Annotated in this window: 17 protein-coding genes and 1 tRNA gene; 9 read left to right on the top strand and 9 right to left on the bottom strand. The window is 53.6% G+C overall.

The window, feature by feature from the left end:
* Window positions 1-39 precede the first annotated feature (39 nt).
* The 3 genes from NR114_RS23465 to efp all read right to left on the bottom strand — a co-directional run bounded on the left by NR114_RS23465 (window position 40) and on the right by efp (window position 1063).
* On the bottom strand, window positions 40-171 hold the full coding sequence (locus tag NR114_RS23465) for an entericidin A/B family lipoprotein (RefSeq protein ID WP_020824888.1): 132 nt from the start codon (window positions 169-171) through the stop codon (window positions 40-42).
* Between the two features lie 122 nt (window positions 172-293).
* On the bottom strand, window positions 294-425 hold the full coding sequence (locus NR114_RS23460; protein ID WP_115061111.1) for an entericidin A/B family lipoprotein: 132 nt from the start codon (window positions 423-425) through the stop codon (window positions 294-296).
* Window positions 426-496: 71 nt separating this feature from the next.
* Window positions 497-1063 (bottom strand): elongation factor P, encoded by a 567-nt coding sequence (efp, locus tag NR114_RS23455; protein ID WP_020824887.1) that lies wholly within the window; start codon window positions 1061-1063, stop codon window positions 497-499.
* Window positions 1064-1105: 42 nt separating this feature from the next.
* On the opposite strand from efp, the gene epmB reads away from it, so the two are divergent.
* A complete protein-coding gene (epmB, locus tag NR114_RS23450) occupies window positions 1106-2134 on the top strand; it encodes an EF-P beta-lysylation protein EpmB (RefSeq protein WP_041414135.1) in 1029 nt (342 codons plus the stop codon).
* 83 nt (window positions 2135-2217) lie between these two features.
* Here epmB and NR114_RS23445 read toward each other — a convergent pair whose 3' ends face one another.
* From NR114_RS23445 to NR114_RS23430, 4 genes are all read right to left on the bottom strand, one after another.
* Entirely contained in the window at window positions 2218-2562 is a 345-nt protein-coding gene (locus tag NR114_RS23445) for a DUF4156 domain-containing protein (protein WP_020824885.1), read from the bottom strand.
* Between the two features lie 239 nt (window positions 2563-2801).
* Entirely contained in the window at window positions 2802-4448 is a 1647-nt protein-coding gene (gene groL, locus NR114_RS23440) for a chaperonin GroEL (RefSeq protein WP_020824884.1), read from the bottom strand.
* Window positions 4449-4492: 44 nt separating this feature from the next.
* Window positions 4493-4786 (bottom strand): co-chaperone GroES, encoded by a 294-nt coding sequence (locus NR114_RS23435; RefSeq protein ID WP_004952634.1) that lies wholly within the window; start codon window positions 4784-4786, stop codon window positions 4493-4495.
* 184 nt (window positions 4787-4970) lie between these two features.
* Window positions 4971-5462, bottom strand: coding sequence for an FxsA family protein (locus tag NR114_RS23430; protein ID WP_020824883.1), 492 nt, complete (start codon window positions 5460-5462; stop codon window positions 4971-4973).
* Between the two features lie 345 nt (window positions 5463-5807).
* Between NR114_RS23430 and aspA the strand changes: the two genes are divergently transcribed.
* The 6 genes from aspA (at window position 5808) to NR114_RS23400 (ending at window position 11656) form a co-directional block, all read left to right on the top strand.
* Window positions 5808-7244 (top strand): aspartate ammonia-lyase, encoded by a 1437-nt coding sequence (aspA, locus tag NR114_RS23425; protein WP_020824881.1) that lies wholly within the window; start codon window positions 5808-5810, stop codon window positions 7242-7244.
* 126 nt (window positions 7245-7370) lie between these two features.
* Window positions 7371-8672, top strand: a complete 1302-nt coding sequence (locus NR114_RS23420; protein WP_044553921.1) for an anaerobic C4-dicarboxylate transporter — start codon at window positions 7371-7373, stop codon at window positions 8670-8672.
* A gap of 124 nt (window positions 8673-8796) precedes the next feature.
* Window positions 8797-9120 carry a divalent cation tolerance protein CutA gene (cutA, locus tag NR114_RS23415; RefSeq protein WP_020824880.1) on the top strand — a complete coding sequence of 108 codons (324 nt, stop codon included), beginning with the start codon at window positions 8797-8799 and terminating at the stop codon, window positions 9118-9120.
* Complete coding sequence (locus tag NR114_RS23410; protein ID WP_234530590.1) at window positions 9096-10805, top strand: protein-disulfide reductase DsbD; 1710 nt, start codon at window positions 9096-9098, stop codon at window positions 10803-10805. Before cutA ends, NR114_RS23410 begins: the two co-directional genes overlap by 25 nt.
* 40 nt (window positions 10806-10845) lie before the next feature.
* Window positions 10846-11421, top strand: a complete 576-nt coding sequence (locus NR114_RS23405; RefSeq protein ID WP_020824878.1) for a transcriptional regulator — start codon at window positions 10846-10848, stop codon at window positions 11419-11421.
* A gap of 159 nt (window positions 11422-11580) precedes the next feature.
* Window positions 11581-11656, top strand: a tRNA-Phe gene (locus NR114_RS23400).
* A gap of 242 nt (window positions 11657-11898) precedes the next feature.
* Here NR114_RS23400 and torS read toward each other — a convergent pair.
* Window positions 11899-14640 (bottom strand): TMAO reductase system sensor histidine kinase/response regulator TorS, encoded by a 2742-nt coding sequence (gene torS / locus NR114_RS23395; protein WP_234530592.1) that lies wholly within the window; start codon window positions 14638-14640, stop codon window positions 11899-11901.
* Window positions 14641-14721: 81 nt separating this feature from the next.
* On the opposite strand from torS, the gene torT reads away from it, so the two are divergent.
* Complete coding sequence (torT, locus tag NR114_RS23390; RefSeq protein WP_234530594.1) at window positions 14722-15840, top strand: TMAO reductase system periplasmic protein TorT; 1119 nt, start codon at window positions 14722-14724, stop codon at window positions 15838-15840.
* Here torT and torR read toward each other — a convergent pair.
* Window positions 15751-16446 (bottom strand): two-component system response regulator TorR, encoded by a 696-nt coding sequence (torR, locus tag NR114_RS23385; protein ID WP_041414129.1) that lies wholly within the window; start codon window positions 16444-16446, stop codon window positions 15751-15753. The two genes, torT and torR, sit on opposite strands and share 90 nt — an antisense overlap.
* A gap of 134 nt (window positions 16447-16580) precedes the next feature.
* On the opposite strand from torR, the gene torC reads away from it, so the two are divergent.
* Window positions 16581-17744, top strand: coding sequence for a pentaheme c-type cytochrome TorC (gene torC / locus NR114_RS23380; protein WP_234530595.1), 1164 nt, complete (start codon window positions 16581-16583; stop codon window positions 17742-17744).
* Window positions 17745-17754: the final 10 nt, after the last annotated feature.

The raw sequence follows: 17754 nt of genomic DNA, 5'->3' as shown, positions 1-17754 counted from the left end.
GGCAGCTTTTCGCGGAATACCGCAAGTCAGTAAAGGGAGTTATTCCGCGCTACGCTGGATAGCCTTGCCGCCAGCCTGGATGTCCTCGCCCACGCCCTGAGTGGTGTTGCATGCGGTCAATGAGGTCAAGATCATCAAAGAGAAAATCGCGATAATACTTTTCTTCAGCATAGGAAAGTCCTTATTTGTCAGTGATGAAAAAGTACGGCTTTCTAAGCGTAGTAAATATTAGCGAGAGTTGCTGTTTAAAATGGTTTTATTTCGCACGATTACATTAGAGGCATTAATGGTTATTAGCTGGCAGTACGCGAAATAGCGCCGCCGAGATGCTGAACGTCCTCACCGAAACCACGGAAAGTATTACAGCCGCTAAGGGACATCAGTATTAACAGGGAGACAACGACCAACAGAGCTTTCTTTATCATGCTGATTCTGCCAAGGGTATGCGGAAGGGGATAAAGCAAAGGAGCCACGCAGGGCCCCTTTCTTTTGAAACTTATTTTACGCGTGAAACGTATTCGCCAGAGCGGGTGTCAACGCGAACAACTTCACCAATCTGTACGAACAATGGAACCTTAACCACGGCGCCAGTGCTCAGGGTTGCAGGCTTGCCGCCGGTACCGGCAGTATCACCTTTCAGACCTGGATCGGTGTCAGTGATTTCTGCTTCGATAAAGTTCGGTGGCTGAACCGCGATTGGACGACCGTCCCACAGGGTAACGATACATTCTGCGTTGTCTTGCAGCCATTTTGCCGCATCAGAAACGGTTTTTTCTTCAACACCGTGTTGCTCGAAAGTCTCAGGGTGCATGAAGTGGTAGAACTCACCGTCGTTGTACAGGTAGTTCATGTTGGTATCTACCACGTCCGCGCCTTCGCAAGAGTCGGTAGATTTGAAGGTTTTCTCAACGCGAGTGCCGGTCAGCAGACGACGCATTTTAACGCGCGCAAATGCCTGGCCTTTGCCCGGTTTAACGAACTCACTGGATTCGATAGCGTAAGGTTCGCCCTCGAACATGATTTTAAGACCCGGACGGAAATCGTTGCTAGAATAAGTCGCCATGATGGCCCTCTGAATATTTAAACTGGTAGCTTAGCCAAAAAAATGGCACACATTATAACCCAAAGTACGGCATATAGAGAAGATTGGTTGCATCAACTCGCCGATGTTATTACCGATCCCGATGAATTACTGCAGCTTTTGTCACTGAATACGCATCCGGACCTGCCGCAGGGCCGTGAAGCCCGTCGGCTGTTTGCATTGCGCGTACCCCGCGCCTTCGCCGCACGCATGCGTCCAGGCGACGCCAATGACCCACTATTGCGTCAGGTTCTGACCGCCAGCGAAGAATTCATCAATGCACCCGGCTTCACGACCGATCCGCTGGACGAACAGCGTAGCGTGGTGCCAGGCCTGCTGCACAAATACCGTAATCGTGCTTTGCTGTTGGTTAAAGGCGGCTGTGCGGTTAACTGCCGCTACTGCTTCCGTCGCCATTTTCCGTATCAGGACAACCAGGGCAATAAAGCCAACTGGCGTCAGGCGTTGGATTATATCCGCCAACACCCGGAACTGGATGAGATTATTTTCTCCGGTGGCGATCCGCTGATGGCCAAAGATCACGAGCTGGACTGGCTGATCGAGGAACTGGAAGCCATTGAGCACGTAAAACGCCTGCGCATCCACACCCGTTTGCCAGTGGTGATCCCGGCACGTATCACGCCAGAACTGTGCCGCAGGCTGTCGGCCTCACGCCTACAGGTGCTGATGGTCACGCACATCAATCATGCCAATGAGATTGACCGTGAACTGCAGGGAGCCATGGCGCAACTGCGTCTGGCCGGCGTCACCTTGCTGAACCAAAGTGTGTTGCTGCGCGGCATCAACGACAACGCCGACACGTTGGCGGCGCTGAGCAATGCGCTGTTTGACGCCGGTATCCTGCCCTATTACATCCACGTGCTGGATAAGGTACAAGGCGCGGCACACTTTATGGTCAGCGACGATGAAGCGCGCGCCATTATGCAGGCGCTGCTGAGCAAGGTTTCCGGATATATGGTGCCGCGTCTGACCCGTGAAGTCGGCGGCAAGCCAAGCAAAACGCCGCTCGACCTGCGCCTGATGCAAGATTGACTGACCGGCGGAATGACAAAAACAAAAGAGGCATGCCTGGGCATGCCTCTTTTTTATGCTATGACGTACGCATTAATCTTGCGTTACGGGCACTTATAAACCTGGCCGGCCATTTTGCTGTCCAGTGGGGCAAAGCTTGAAAGCAGGTTCTGGCTTGGGCTGGTCGCGCCATAAATCACGTTGCCGCCCATTGCCGCTGCCTTGTTGCGCAGATCGTTTGCCGCGCCGCGCATGGAGCTGCCTTCACCACCGTTACCGGACAACCAGTTGCTCTGGGTGCCAGTCACTTCGCCCACCAGCTGGCATTCTGCCGCCGGTTTGGTATCGGTAAATTTAACCTGCTGACCTGCGGCGGAAAGTTCATTGGTGCTGCTGCAACCTGCCAGCAGCAAGGCTGCCGAAAGACCCAGTAAGGCTTTAATCCGCATCTTGTTCCCCATCTATATTGAGAGTTTCGCAAAAGCTTATCAGAAAGCGTTGCTATCTCTTAAGCATCCGTTGCCACTGGTGCTGGCCAACGTCTTGAGCGACAGCTGATGAAAGATCAGTTTACCAGCTAAATCAGCCCGGTCTGCATAAATATCATCAAAAGCAGTGAGACAAAGCACGCAAAAAAAAGCCCCGACCAATTGGCCGGGGCTTTTGCACACGCGAACGTGGGGGATGATTACATCATGCCGCCCATGCCGCCCATGCCACCCATACCGCCAGCGCCACCTAAATCAGGTGCGTCGCTTTTTGGCAGGTCGGTCACCATGCACTCGGTGGTGATCATCAGGCCAGCCACAGAAGCCGCGTACTGCAGAGCAGAACGGGTTACTTTGGTTGGATCCAGGATACCCATCGCGATCATGTCGCCGTATTCTTCGGTGTAAGCGTTGTAACCGTAGCTGCCTTCGCCTGCTTTCACGTTGTTGGCAATCACGGAAGCTTCTTCACCGGCGTTGATTACGATCTGACGCAGTGGAGATTCCATCGCGCGCAGAGCAACCTTGATACCGACGTTCTGGTCTTCGTTGTCGCCTTTCAGGTTAGCGATTTTGCTTGCTACGCGGATCAGTGCAACACCACCGCCGGCAACCACGCCTTCTTCAACCGCAGCACGGGTCGCGTGCAGGGCATCTTCAACGCGGGCTTTCTTCTCTTTCATTTCAACTTCAGTTGCTGCGCCCACTTTGATAACGGCAACGCCGCCAGCCAGTTTAGCGACACGCTCCTGCAGTTTTTCACGATCGTAGTCAGAGGTCGCTTCTTCGATCTGCTGACGGATCTGGGTAACGCGGCCTTGGATAGTCGCTTCGTCGCCCACGCCATCGATGATGATGGTGGTGTCTTTGTTGATCACAACGCGCTTAGCCTGGCCCAGGTCTTCCAGGGTCGCTTTTTCCAGCTCCAGACCAATCTCTTCAGAGATAACGGTACCGGCAGTCAGGGTAGCGATGTCCTGCAGCATGGCTTTACGACGGTCGCCGAAACCAGGTGCTTTAACCGCAGCCACTTTCACGATGCCGCGCATGGTGTTGACCACCAGAGTAGCCAGCGCTTCGCCTTCAACATCTTCAGCAATGATCAGCAGTGGTTTGCCGGCTTTCGCTACGGCTTCCAGTACTGGCAGCATTTCACGGATGTTGGAGATTTTCTTGTCAGCCAGCAGGATGAACGGGCTTTCCAGTTCGATAGAACCGGTTTCTGGCTTGTTGATGAAGTATGGAGACAGGTAACCGCGGTCGAACTGCATACCTTCAACAACGTCCAGCTCGTCTTGCAGGCCAGTGCCTTCTTCAACGGTGATAACGCCTTCTTTGCCCACTTTCTCCATCGCTTCTGCAATCAGTTTACCCACGGTTTCGTCGGAGTTTGCAGAGATGGTACCTACCTGAGCGATAGCTTTGGAGTCAGAGCAAGGTACGGACAGTTTTTTCAGTTCTTCAACAGCGGCGATAACCGCTTTGTCGATACCGCGCTTCAGATCCATTGGGTTCATGCCGGCAGCCACAGCTTTCAGGCCTTCGGTGATGATGGATTGAGCCAGTACGGTTGCAGTGGTGGTACCGTCGCCCGCAGCGTCGTTCGCTTTAGAGGCAACTTCTTTCACCATTTGCGCGCCCATGTTTTCAAACTTGTCTTCCAGTTCGATTTCACGAGCAACAGATACGCCATCTTTAGTGATGGTAGGAGCGCCGAAGGACTTATCCAGCACTACGTTACGGCCTTTCGGGCCCAGGGTCACTTTTACTGCATCAGCGAGAACATTCACGCCGCGGAGCATTTTCACGCGAGCGTCATTGCCGAATTTTACGTCTTTAGCTGCCATTGGTATTTCCCTTCAACTCGTTCAGTTCAGAAGATAAAGCGCACTTACGCTTCAACAATTGCCAGAATGTCGCTTTCGGACATGATCAACACTTCTTCATTGTCGATCTTCTCTGCTTTCACGCCGTAACCGTCGTTGAAAATCACGATATCGCCAACTTTCACATCCAGCGGCTGGATGTTGCCGCTTTCCAGAACACGCCCTTTACCCACCGCGACAACTTCGCCACGAGTAGATTTACCCGCTGCAGAGCCAGTCAGGACGATGCCGCCAGCAGATTTTGATTCAACTTCTTTGCGCTTGACGATAACGCGGTCATGCAATGGACGAATACTCATTGAACGCTCTCCTGTAAGAAGGTCTCTATCAGATTTAGGGTTGTCACCGGATTGTGAATACCGGCTTGTGGGATTTGAAATGGGGGCATTCCATCCCCCTTCAAGGGGGCGGCCAAAAAAATTTTCGCTTTTGATGGCAATACTGAGCTACTGATGCGAAAAACGCGGCCTGGGCCGCGTTTTTTCAACGATCGTTGCGTTTGTCATGATCGTCGGGCTGATGATCCAGCGTATAGCGATCGTCGTTTTTACGCTGGAACTCGCCGTCGAAGGTGTTGCCGTTGGCAGCATTACCGCCCTGGCTCCAACCGCCGGGGCGGTAAACGGAAAGATGCGGCATCAACTTCAACGTCAGCGATTTTTGCACCGGGGGCAGTAACAACAACAGGCCGAGGAAATCGGTAAAGAATCCCGGCACCAGCAGCAAGAAGCCCGCTAATACCAGTGAAACACTTTTCACCATTTCCGACGCAGGGCTTTCACCCGCAGCCAGCTTTTGTTGCATCTGCATGAAGGTCTTCATGCCCTGGTTGCGCACCAGCGAAATGCCGACGCAGGAGGTGAACACCACCAGCAACAGGGTAATCGCCACGCCCAATACGGCGGCGACTTTAATAAATAGGGATATCTCTATGTAAGCCAACAGAAATATCAGCAGTAACGGTAACCAGCGCACCTGGTTCTCCTCTGGTAGATCTGCGCAACCGCACGTTGGCGACGGCGCGAAAAGGGGGCCGGTTAACGGCCGACCTAAATACAATGGGGTCTGCCGGCGTGCATTTCAACCAAAGGCCCTTTTTTATTGCTAAAGTTAATAAACGTGAAAGGGATCACAGAACCAGAAACAGGCAATTTAAGAAGGCTCAGAAGGTGATCTGGATTCAGTCATTTATTACTAACCAGCATATGATCTGGGCAGCAACGGGCACAGTGGTTAATCGTTTCATGCCTGAAGCCTTCGGCAACATAATTTGGTTCCCTGACAATTAATTAATTCGGCAGCAATACAAAGAAGGTTCACATGTCAAATAACATTCGTATCGAAGAAGACCTGTTAGGAACACGTGAAGTCCCCGCAGAAGCCTATTACGGTGTTCACACTCTGCGTGCGATTGAAAACTTTTATATCAGCAACAGCAAAATCAGCGATGTGCCCGAGTTTGTTCGCGGCATGGTAATGGTAAAAAAAGCCGCAGCGATGGCGAACAAAGAACTCAAAACCATTCCACGTAAAATCGCTGATGTCATCATCCAGGCCTGTGACGAAGTGCTGGATAAAGGCAAATGCATGGACCAGTTCCCGGTGGATGTGTTCCAGGGCGGCGCGGGCACTTCATTGAACATGAACACCAACGAAGTGCTGGCGAATATTGGTCTGGAGCTGATGGGCCACCAGAAAGGCGAATACCAATACCTGAACCCTAACGATCATCTCAACAAGTGCCAGTCTACCAACGACGCCTACCCAACCGGTTTCCGCATTGCGGTTTACGCCTCCAATCAGAAGCTTATCGACGCCATCAACCAGCTGCGCGAAGGGTTTGACCGCAAGGCAAAAGAGTTTGAAACCATCCTGAAAATGGGGCGCACCCAGTTGCAGGATGCGGTGCCAATGACGTTGGGCCAGGAATTCCATGCGTTCAGCGTGTTGCTGAAAGAAGAAACCCGCAACCTGCATCGCACCGCCGAGCTGCTGCTGGAAGTGAACCTGGGTGCGACAGCAATCGGGACGGCGCTGAACACCCCGGAAGGCTACCCGCAACTGGCGGTTCAAAAATTGGCAGAGGTCAGCAACCTGCCTGTCGTGCCGGCCGAAGACTTGATCGAAGCCACCTCCGACTGCGGCGCCTACGTAATGGTGCACAGTGCGCTGAAACGCCTCGCAGTTAAACTGTCTAAAATTTGCAACGACCTGCGCCTGCTGTCTTCAGGCCCACGCGCCGGTCTGAACGAAATTAACCTGCCGGAACTGCAAGCGGGCTCATCCATCATGCCGGCCAAGGTCAACCCGGTCGTACCGGAAGTGGTCAATCAGGTATGTTTCAAGGTGATTGGCAACGACACTTGCGTTACCATGGCGGCCGAAGCGGGCCAACTGCAGTTGAACGTCATGGAGCCGGTGATTGGCCAGGCGATGTTCGAGTCCATTCACATCCTGACCAACGCCTGCTATAACCTGCTGGAAAAATGCATTAACGGCATCACCGCGAATAAAGAAGTGTGCGAGCACTACGTCTTCAATTCTATCGGTATCGTCACCTATCTGAACCCGTTCATTGGCCACCACAACGGTGACATCGTCGGGAAGATCTGCGCCGAAACCGGCAAGAGCGTACGTGAAGTCGTGCTGGAACGCGGTCTGCTGACCGAAGCCGAGCTGGATGACATCTTCTCCGTGGAGAACCTGATGCACCCGGCCTATAAAGCCAAACGCTATACGGATGAAAATGAACAATAACAGACACACCCGGTAGCCCAAAAAGGCACGCTAAATCCCCCTGGATAGCGTGCCTTTTTACTTTCCATCGCCCACAAAATTTTAACTTTTCGTTTTCAAAAAAACTTATTTTAAGGAGTAGACACTATGTTAGCCGTAGAATTGGTTATCGTTCTGCTGGCCATTTTTTTAGGGGCCAGGCTGGGCGGTATCGGGATTGGATTTGCAGGCGGGCTGGGGGTTTTGGTCCTGGCGTTGATTGGCGTGAAACCGGGCAGTATTCCGTTCGACGTCATTTCCATCATCATGGCAGTGATTGCTGCGATCTCGGCGATGCAGGTCGCTGGCGGTATGGACTATCTGGTGCAGCAAACGGAAAAACTGCTGCGCAAGAACCCCAAGCACATCACCATTCTGGCACCGATCGTCACCTATTTTCTGACTATCTTCGCCGGTACCGGCAACATTTCGCTTTCCGCGCTGCCGGTGATCGCTGAAGTCGCGAAAGAACAGGGCATCAAGCCTTGCCGTCCGCTGTCTACCGCCGTGGTATCCGCACAGATCGCCATCACCGCCTCGCCAATTTCTGCCGCGGTGGTGTACATGTCTTCAGTGATGGAAGGGCACGGCGTCAGCTATCTGCACCTGCTGATGGTCGTGATGCCGTCTACCTTCTGCGCCGTACTGGTGATGTCGCTGCTGGTAAGCTGGCTGTTCGACTCCAAATTGTCGGACGATCCGGTTTACCTGAAGCGCCTGGAAGAAGGTTTGGTAACACTGCGCGGCAACAAGATCATGGAAATCAAACCCCGCGCCAAAGTGTCGGTGCTGCTGTTCCTGCTCGGCGTGCTGTGCGTGGTGGCTTACGCCATCATCAACAGCCCGGGCCTGGGCCTGGTGGCAAAACCGCTGATGAACACCACCAACGCCATTCTGATCATCATGCTTAGCGTCGCTACCCTGACCACCCTGCTATGCCGCGTCGATACCGATATGGTGCTTAATTCCAGCACCTTTAAGGCCGGCATGAGCGCCTGTATCTGTATTCTGGGGGTAGCCTGGTTGGGTGATACCTTTGTTCAAGCCAACATTGACTGGATCAAAGAGACTGCTGGCACGGTGATTCAATCGCATCCGTGGCTATTGGCCGTGATTTTCTTCTTCTGCTCGGCGCTGCTGTATTCTCAGGCCGCCACCGCCAAGGCGCTGATGCCGATGGCGCTGGCGTTGAACGTATCGCCATTGACCGCAGTGGCTTCCTTCGCCGCCGTTTCCGGCCTGTTTATCCTGCCAACCTACCCAACGCTGGTCGCCGCGGTACAAATGGATGATACCGGCACCACCCGCATCGGGCGTTTTGTGTTTAACCACCCGTTCTTTATCCCCGGCACCATCGGCGTGATATTGGCGGTGCTGTTTGGCTTCCTGCTGGGCAGCGTGATGCTGTAATGCTTCACCCCGGGGCTGCGGCCCCGGTTTCCCCTCTCCTGCCCCACTGGCGATAAACTCGCCTTCTAGCTGACCGCCCTTCAAGGTATAGTGCCCACTGATAATCTGGATGAGAGGGCTGAAGATGTCTGATTGCGAAGCTGTCGTCATACTCTGCACCGCACCCGATGAGGCCACGGCACAAGACCTGGCGGCCCGGGTTCTGGGGGAAAAGCTGGCGGCCTGCGCCACGCTGTTACCCGGCGCAACGTCGTTATATTACTGGGAAGGGAAACTGGAACAGGAATATGAAGTGCAGATGCTGTTCAAAAGCGATTGCCACCATCAAGATGCCCTGCTCAGCTACCTGAAACAACATCACCCCTACCAGACGCCAGAACTGTTGGTGTTGCCGGTGATGGCCGGAGATAAAGACTACCTGTTATGGATCAACGCCTCATTAAACTGATTTTTCTGCTTTGCAGCCTGTTCTTTCTGCCGCAGGCGGCCCAGGCTTCGCTGTTCGGCCAAAACGGCGGTAGCCAGTTCGTGCCTGTCGATCAGGCCTTCCCCTTTGATTTCAAACAGCAAGGCAATCAGCTGTCGCTGGACTGGCAAATTCGTCCCGGTTATTACCTCTATCGCCAGCAGATCAAACTGGTGCCAAAGCAGGCCACGCTGGGCGCCTTTGAACTGCCCGCCGGGCTGAGCCACAAAGACGAATTTTTCGGCGAGGTCGCCATTTTCAAGCAACAGCTGAACCTGAAAATTCCGCTGCAACAAGCAACGGCAGATGCCAGCCTGAGCGTGACCTACCAGGGCTGCGCGGAAGCCGGTTTCTGCTACCCACCGGAAACGCGCGTGATCCCGTTGAATACCGTGAGCGCCTCCGCCGCTCCGGTACTCCCTACTGCGGCAGAGCCGGTACCGGCTCCCAACGATCTGCCGTTTTCACCGCTGTGGGCATTGCTGATCGGTATCGGTATCGCTTTCACCCCCTGCGTTTTGCCGATGTATCCTCTGATTTCCGGCATCATTCTGGGCCGTGAAAAACCGCATAGCAGCGGTCGAATTTTGGCGTTGGCCGTGGTTTACGTGCAGGGTATGGCGCTGACCTATACCTTGCTGGGTTTGGTGGTCGCTGCCGCCGGGCTGCAGTTTCAAGCGGCACTGCAACATCCGTACGTGTTGATCGGCCTCTCAGTGCTGTTTATCGCCTTGGCATTGTCGATGTTTGGCCTCTATTCATTGCAATTACCGGCATCGCTGCAAACGCGTTTAGCGGGCTGGAGCAATACCCAAAAGGGCGGTTCGTTACCCGGCGTGTTCCTGATGGGGGCTCTGGCTGGATTGATCTGTTCCCCTTGTACCACCGCACCACTCAGCGCGATCCTGCTCTACATTGCCCAGAGCGGTAATATGTGGGCCGGCGGCGGTACCTTGTACCTTTACGCATTAGGCATGGGGATCCCGCTGGTGCTCGTCACCCTGTTCGGTAACCGCCTGCTGCCGCGCAGCGGCCCATGGATGCAGTATGTCAAAGAGGCTTTCGGCTTTGTGATCCTCGCCTTGCCGGTATTTCTGCTGGAGCGTGTGATCGGCGATCTGTGGGGACTGCGGCTGTGGAGCCTGCTGGGCCTGGCGTTCTTCGGCTGGGCATTTGCCCTTAGCCTGAAAACCTCCCGCGGCTGGGCCCGCGTTTTACAGATGCTATTACTGGCATCGGCGGTGATTGCCGCACGGCCGTTGCAAGACTGGGCTTTTGGCGTTAACAGCACTCAGCAGGCAGCACCACATCTGAACTTTACGCAGATCAGTAATGTGGAGCAGCTCAACCTGGCGCTGCAGCAAGCACAGGGTAAACCGGTGATGCTGGATCTGTATGCCGATTGGTGCGTCGCCTGCAAAGAGTTCGAAAAGTATACCTTTAGTGATGCGGCCGTTCAGGCTAAGCTGACCAATGCCGTGCTGCTGCAGGCGGATGTGACCGCCAACAATGCCGAACAGGCAGCGCTGCTCAAGCACTTGAAAGTCCTGGGTTTGCCGACAATTCTATTTTTTAACGGCGCAGGACAAGAGTTGACGGCCCAGCGGGTGACCGGATTTATGGATGCTCCAACGTTCAACGCGCATTTGCAGAAAGTAGTGCAATAAATAACACTGAAGTTCAGAACCGAATTTGGAGGGAGCACAAGTGCAACGCGAACAAGTTCTTGATACGGCACTGGGTCTGTTGGAACAACAGGGCCTGGCAACCACCACATTAGAAATGCTGGCAGAAAAACTCGACGTACAGCCGAGCGATCTTAAACGCTTCTGGCCGGATCGCGAAGCGCTGCTGTATGACTGCCTGCGCTATCATGGCCAGCAAATTGACACCTGGCGTCGTCAGTTGCTGCTGGACGAAGCCCTGAGCCCACAGCAAAAATTGCTGGCACGCTACGACGTGCTGGCAGAGTACGTACAACACGATCGCTATCCCGGCTGCCTGTTTATTGCCGCCTGTAGCTTCTTCCCTGAGGTAGATCACCCTATCCACCAACTGGCCGAGCAGCAGAAGCTGACTTCGCTGGAACTGACCCGTGACCTGCTGCGAGAAATGGACGCCGACGATGCGGATATGGTGGCGCAGCAGATGGAACTGATCCAAGAGGGCTGCCTCAGCAAACTGCTGATAAAACGTCAGCTCCAGGACGTATCCGTTGCCAAGCGCTTGGCGGAAGACATCTTGCAGGTCGCTCAGTGCCGCAGAAATGGCGCATTAAGCTGAATGACACCGTGGCGGCGAGCGCAACCACGGTACTTTACGCCCATCTCGCGCTTTTTTTGCTCCCTTTGACTGAAAAGCCAGCAACCGGACGCGTTTTGCCTTATTTCGTTCACAAAGCCGTTGACTGACTTCGGCCAATACGGTTTAATGCTGCGCGTTGCCCGGATAGCTCAGTCGGTAGAGCAGGGGATTGAAAATCCCCGTGTCCTTGGTTCGATTCCGAGTCCGGGCACCATATTTAGAGAACCCAGCCAATGGCTGGGTTTTTGCTTTTCTGGAGTGAGACTCTTCATCGAACAAGTTCGATTATTCGGCCAGAGGCCTCACCCTGCGGGCCAACGCTAAAGCGTTGTTCAATCCGGCGCAAGCGCCGGTTGTCCGAGTCCGGGCACCACTATTTAGAAGAACCAGCCTAAGGGCTGGTTTTTTGCTTTTCTGGAATGGGACTCTTCATCGGACAAGTTCGATCGCACGACCTTATTGCGCATCGATCCAGGCCGAAAGCTGCTGCAATTCCTCCGTGAGGATTTGGCGCAGCGGAATCAATTTATCCGGTGTCTGCTCCAGCTCGGAACAGGCCTCAACCGCACGCTGCATGCCCAAACTGGCACAGCTGCTTTTTAGTTTATGTGCCAAATGCACAACTCTGCGCACATCGCCCGCTTCGCTGGCCTGTTCAAGCTCAGTAACCCATAACAAGGCATGTTCTGTGAACAAGTCTCGCCACTCGCTGATTTTCTCTTTACCGAACACCGCCATATCCTGCGTTAGCTGAACGAAATCCAAACTGGGAGCGAGCCGCATCGGGCGTTTTTCTGCTGTTAAATAGTGCTCAATCAGTCGGCTTAATGCTGCACAGGCGATAGGCTTTTGTATCAATCCGCAGAATATTTCGCCGACGCGGAGCCTTAACGTTTCGTCGGCAACATGGGCGCTGAAACCAATAAGGGGTAACTGTGGCTGCAACGCAGCAATCAGCCCAGAGAGCGTCACACCGTCCATATCCGGCAGATCCAAATCCACCAGTACACCGCTGAATGCGCCATCAACTGCCAATAGGTTCAATGCGCTTTGGCCATCGCCAACCACCTCAACCATGGCATGGCAAGACAGCAACATTTCGGCAGTAATACGCTGGGTGACCAGGTTATCTTCCACCAGCAGCAGACGGTAACCCGAAAGATCCGTTCGTTCTTCTGCCCGATGCTGTATTGGCGTGGCTGCAACAACCAGCGGCAGATTCAGTGAAAAGCAACTGCCGCTTCCCGGCGTGCTGTTGACGCTTAAGCTGCCTTGCAGTGCCTCCGCCAGCCCCCGGCTGATCGCCAATCCCAGCCCGGTGCCACCGCGCTTGGCCGTCAGCTGTACAAAGGGTTTGAAAATCTGTGCCAGTGCTTCACCGGCAATGCCACACCCCGTATCTGCAACGTCAATTTGCCAGCGCGGCCCATCAATATGGCAGCGAATATCCACCCGGCCTTGATCGGTGAAACGCAGGGCGTTAGCCAGCAAATTCATCACAATTTGGCGAATACGCCGCGGATCACCCTTCAGCCATTGCGGCAATTCGTCAGAACAAGTGAGAGCCAATGTAATCTCACGATGACGTACCCGCCCGGAGATTAACCTCATGATACTCGCCAGTAACTGACGTGGGTCGAATGCCTCGTCGTTGAGCGTCACGCTGCCCTTGCCCGCCTCTAGCGCTGAATAATCCAGAATATCGTTGAGGATTGCCAATAGACTCTCACCGGAGTCATTGATCGCCTGTACATAGGAAAGGTTCTTTAGCGACAGCGCCTGTTCCGACAACAGTTGAGCCGTGCCAAGAATACCGTGCAACGGGGTTCGAATTTCATGGCTCATCGCGGCCAAAAAGGCCGACTTAGCCCGGTTGGCCTTTTCCGCCTCAGCGCGAGCCTGGTGGTGCTCTACCACCATTGCTTCCAATTCGGCCGTACGTAATTCAACTTGTGCCGCAAGATATTGCCGCTGATTTTGCAAGGCGTCGGCATTTGCGCGGAAAGCCTCCATCAACTGCCCCATGGTATTTAATTCACGCACGCCGGATGTTGCGGGGAAGGGAGAGTTGAGGTCGCCCTCCAATAACCTTTGCAAAGCTGCGGTTTGCTTCGCCAATGGCAACGTCACCGAATGCCAAACCACGCGCCACAAAATTAGCGACAGTGCCACCAACGAAAACAAACTCAAGATAATCAGCCAGAACTTACCCGTTTCTCGAGCCTGTCGAAGGGTCTCTAACGCCTGAGTATTACGCCGTTCAATATCACCGACCTGACGACTGATTTCAGTACTGAAACGAGTAAACATATCCAGGTTGTTTTGTGACAGTGCCTGAAGCTGCGCGCGGATATCCCTTTCCCGCTGATACAGTGTCGCAAGCTGTTGATAACGTGTCAGCATCTGCAATTCACGCGCTATCTTTTCGCTGGTGAGGGGATCTTCGACGCGCTCTTGCCTGCGCTGGAGAATGCGAACGTAGCTGCCGATACGGGAGATTAATTCTGCTGGCGCACGCTCGGCAAGTTGCTTCTCCAGCAGCAAAATCAGATGCTCAATTTGTATCGCATTGAGCCGTAGCTCGGCCATTTGATTTTGATATTCATAATCGATATCGATCAGGCGGTCTAACGCCTGCTCCGCGGCCTGATTGCGATGCTGCTCAATCAAATCGTAAATCCCTGCCTGCGTAACGCCTGCGGCCGTTGCGGCATTGTTTAACTGCCCTTTGGCCAACTCGGCAATGCGGGCCGCCGCATCCATAATTTCACGGGAAAGATCGCGTTGCTGCTTGCGCAATGCCAGGCGCCGGCCCACCAATTCGCCCTGCAGGCCTAAACTGTGTGTAATGTCGGACTCCTGTTGTTCTATCGCCGCCGTATCAAATCCTTGACTGCGTAAACGTTCCAAGAGCCGGCTGATACGCAAACTTTGTACCGTGAGCATTTTCCCTTGCTCGATCCAATCTGCGTGCGTATCGGCATTCGTCAGGCTTTGAGCGGAAAACAATTCGTAAGCACTGGCCTCGCTGAGTTGACGAGCTATATTCATCGTTGGGATCACTGACCGGGTATTGTTTTGTTCGACTTCGCCAATAAAGCGAAAGCCCAACCAGCCTATCAACGAACTGATCAACGCTAACCCTGCCATCAGCAAAAAAGCCAACCAAAGTCGTCGTGTTAACGAAGGGTGCCCCATAGGTATCCTGATGATGAAATTAAAGTTGTTTTATCAGTGACGAAACCTCTAGCATAAAGGCTTATTAAATATGAGGCTATTATGCGCAACGCGATTTTCCGTTTTCTTCTGTCGTTTTTCTGCGGCACGATAACCTGTTCGGCATTGGCGGTCTCACCGGCCCCTCTGGTGCGCTGGCTAAACGAGCGTCAATCTGAGCCAGCTGCCGCCACGCCAGTATTGCAGGCGGAACGTCGTTGGAAACTGTGCGCCCTCTATCCCAGTCTGAAAGACGCTTACTGGCTCTCCATCAACTACGGCATGGTGCAGGAAGCCCAACGCACCAATGTGACGCTGAAGATATTTGAAGCCGGCGGGTATTCGCAGCTTGAAGCCCAGCGCGAGCAATTAACGCTCTGTCGCCAATGGCAGGCCGATGCGATTTTGCTTGGCAGCAGCCTGGCTCAATTCCCCGATCTGGCGGCTTCCGTTGGCGACACGCCGGTGATTGCCGTAGTGAATGAGCTGAACTTTGCGGCTACCCGCTCCCGGGTGGGCGTACCCTGGTTTCAAATGGGTTACCAACCCGGCCGATACCTGATCGATCATCCCCCTCACCCTTCACTCAACGTGCTGCTAATGCCTGGGCCAAAAGATGCAGGCGGTAGCCAGGAAATGATCGACGGGTTTCGCACCGCAGTTGAAGGCAGTTCGATACAGATAGTCGATGTGGTTTATGGCGATAATGACGTAGAGATCCAACGTAATTTGTTGCAGGACATGTTGGAAAAACACCCTGAAATCAATCTGGTCGCGGGGAACGCCATCGCCGCGCAAGTGGCCATGGGGGAGGCGCGCAATCGCCCTCATCCCTTGGGGATTGTCTCTTTTTATCTGTCACATCAGGTGTATCGGGGACTTAAACGAAACAGAATAATCATGGCGGTCAGTGACCAGATGGTGCTCCAGGGTGAGCTGGCTATCGATCAAGCCATCAGAGTTTTGCAGCAACAAAGCGTGGAAAATAATATCAGCCCGCAAATCCTGCTGCTGACGCCGGCGAATATCACCCCAGAGAAGGTAAAGTTGTCCCTTTCTCCCCTGGGTTTTCGTCCGGTGTACCTGTTTCCGTCAGCTGACCTCGGCCGCCAGGAAGTAACCCTCCCCGTGCCGAGTGACAAAGAGTTCGTGACTCAGTTTGTTTCTCAATCTGCGAATTAGGACATCCACGGTACGGAGATCCGGCTGTTCCACCCGCTGGGATGACAACATCCGTAACAGCCGCTCACGGCTCAATACCGTGCCCGGGTTGGTGATAAAGGCCAACAGCATTTCATATTCAGCCCGAGTCAGGCGAATTTGCTCCCCCTCACACTCCAGCGTATGCCGGGAAGGATTAAGGCAATACCCGGCGAACAGATAGCAGTTCTCCTGCTGCCCCTGCCTAGCAGGCATTTTGGCAAGATCGATGCGCCACAGGAGGTTTTTAACCCGCACCACCAGCTCACGCAACTCCAGTGGTTTGGTCACATAGTCATCCGCTCCCATCTCCAGCCCTACAATCCGATCAATCTGATCGCAACGCCCAGTAACGAGAATAATGCCGACGTTTGAACGTTCACGCAGGGCTCGTGTCAACAACAAACCATTTTCATTGGGCAGGTTGATATCCAGCAGCACCAAATCCACCGGCTGAAGCAGCATAATTTCCTTCAGCCCCGCGCCACTTTCAGCCACAGAAACCTGATAGCCCTCATGAACAAAATAATCACGTAAGCGCGCTTGCGTAACCGGATCGTCCTCAACGATAACAATGTGATGGCTCATGATTTCACTCCCGCCCCAGTCTGTTCATATCCATTCATATTCTGACTTATTCCATTCATCCAGACCCGTGACCCCGTTCATATTTACTCAATATCCTACTAAAGGAGTACCCATAATAACGAGAAGGTTTATTTATGAGCAAACTTTGGCGAAAACTGACACGGCCCAGTGCCAAGTGGTCAGTGCTGGCACTGTTAGGGATCGGTTGTATTCTCGGATTGGCCATCATCATCGTGCCGCACGCTGGCATTAAGCTGACCAGCAATACGGAATTTTGCGTCAGTTGTCATGCGATGCAGCCGGTATATCAAGAATATAAACAGTCCGTTCACTTTAAAAATGCGTCCGGCGTCCGCGCAGAATGCCGTGACTGCCATATCCCACCGGATGTTCCAGGCATGCTGTGGCGCAAATTGGAAGCGGCCAACGATCTCTATCAAAACTTTATTGCTCATTCGATCGATACCCCGGAAAAATTCGAAGCGAAACGTGCCGAGCTGGCCAAGCGCGAATGGAAGCGCATGAAAGACAACAACTCCGTCGGCTGCCGTTCCTGCCATAACTACGAAGCCATGGAGCACAGCAAGCAGCACCCGGAAGCGGCCAAACAGATGAGCATCGCAGCGAAAGACAATCAGTCTTGCGTTGATTGTCACAAGGGGATTGCTCACCAACTGCCGGACATGAGTAGCGGTTTCCGCAAACAGTTTGAAGATATGCGCCTGCGCGCCGACGAAAACAGCGACGGCAACACGCTGTATACGTTGGACATGAAACCTATCTACGCGGCCAAAGGCGATAAAGAACCGGCTGGCTCACTGCTGCCGGCCTCAGAAGTTAAGGTCTTAAAACGTGACGGTGATTGGCTCGAAGTGCAAATCGTGGGTTGGACAGAAACCGAGGGGCGCCAACGCGTACTGTCGCTGCTGCCTGGCAAACGCATTTTTGTGTCGTCCATTCGTGATGAAGTGCAAAAACATGCCCAAACGCTTGAAAAAACCACGGTAGCCGCCACCGGTGCGGAATGGAGCAAATTGCAAACTACCGCATGGGTACAAAAAGGCGATCTGGTCAACGATATCAAGCCTATCTGGGCCTACACCAGCGCGCTGTACACCGGCACCTGTAACCAGTGCCACGGTGCTCCTGACATTGCGCACTTTGATGCCAACGGTTGGATCGGAACGCTGAACGGCATGGTGGGCTTTACCAGCCTTGATAAGCGCGAAGAACGCACCTTGCTGAAGTATTTGCAGATGAATGCTTCCGATACCGGCGGCCCAGACCAGAAACACTAAGGGAGAATGC

It is taken from the genome of Serratia sp. Ser99, from assembly GCF_024519545.1.
Classification (GTDB): Bacteria; Pseudomonadota; Gammaproteobacteria; order Enterobacterales; family Enterobacteriaceae; genus Serratia; species Serratia liquefaciens.
Note: the sequence above shows the minus strand (reverse complement) of the source record. Positions and strands in the feature narration are given on the sequence as shown.

Coding starts and splice junctions, on each gene's coding strand:
- torS (WP_234530592.1), bottom strand. CDS start 14,640: ATGGGGCACCCTTCGTTAACACGACGACTTTGGTTGGCTTTTTTGCTG.
- groL (WP_020824884.1), bottom strand. CDS start 4,448: ATGGCAGCTAAAGACGTAAAATTCGGCAATGACGCTCGCGTGAAAATG.
- efp (WP_020824887.1), bottom strand. CDS start 1,063: ATGGCGACTTATTCTAGCAACGATTTCCGTCCGGGTCTTAAAATCATG.
- NR114_RS23435 (WP_004952634.1), bottom strand. CDS start 4,786: ATGAGTATTCGTCCATTGCATGACCGCGTTATCGTCAAGCGCAAAGAA.
- torT (WP_234530594.1), top strand. CDS start 14,722: ATGCGCAACGCGATTTTCCGTTTTCTTCTGTCGTTTTTCTGCGGCACG.
- cutA (WP_020824880.1), top strand. CDS start 8,797: ATGTCTGATTGCGAAGCTGTCGTCATACTCTGCACCGCACCCGATGAG.
- aspA (WP_020824881.1), top strand. CDS start 5,808: ATGTCAAATAACATTCGTATCGAAGAAGACCTGTTAGGAACACGTGAA.
- NR114_RS23410 (WP_234530590.1), top strand. CDS start 9,096: ATGGATCAACGCCTCATTAAACTGATTTTTCTGCTTTGCAGCCTGTTC.
- epmB (WP_041414135.1), top strand. CDS start 1,106: ATGGCACACATTATAACCCAAAGTACGGCATATAGAGAAGATTGGTTG.
- NR114_RS23460 (WP_115061111.1), bottom strand. CDS start 425: ATGATAAAGAAAGCTCTGTTGGTCGTTGTCTCCCTGTTAATACTGATG.
- torR (WP_041414129.1), bottom strand. CDS start 16,446: ATGAGCCATCACATTGTTATCGTTGAGGACGATCCGGTTACGCAAGCG.
- NR114_RS23420 (WP_044553921.1), top strand. CDS start 7,371: ATGTTAGCCGTAGAATTGGTTATCGTTCTGCTGGCCATTTTTTTAGGG.
- NR114_RS23445 (WP_020824885.1), bottom strand. CDS start 2,562: ATGCGGATTAAAGCCTTACTGGGTCTTTCGGCAGCCTTGCTGCTGGCA.
- torC (WP_234530595.1), top strand. CDS start 16,581: ATGAGCAAACTTTGGCGAAAACTGACACGGCCCAGTGCCAAGTGGTCA.
- NR114_RS23465 (WP_020824888.1), bottom strand. CDS start 171: ATGCTGAAGAAAAGTATTATCGCGATTTTCTCTTTGATGATCTTGACC.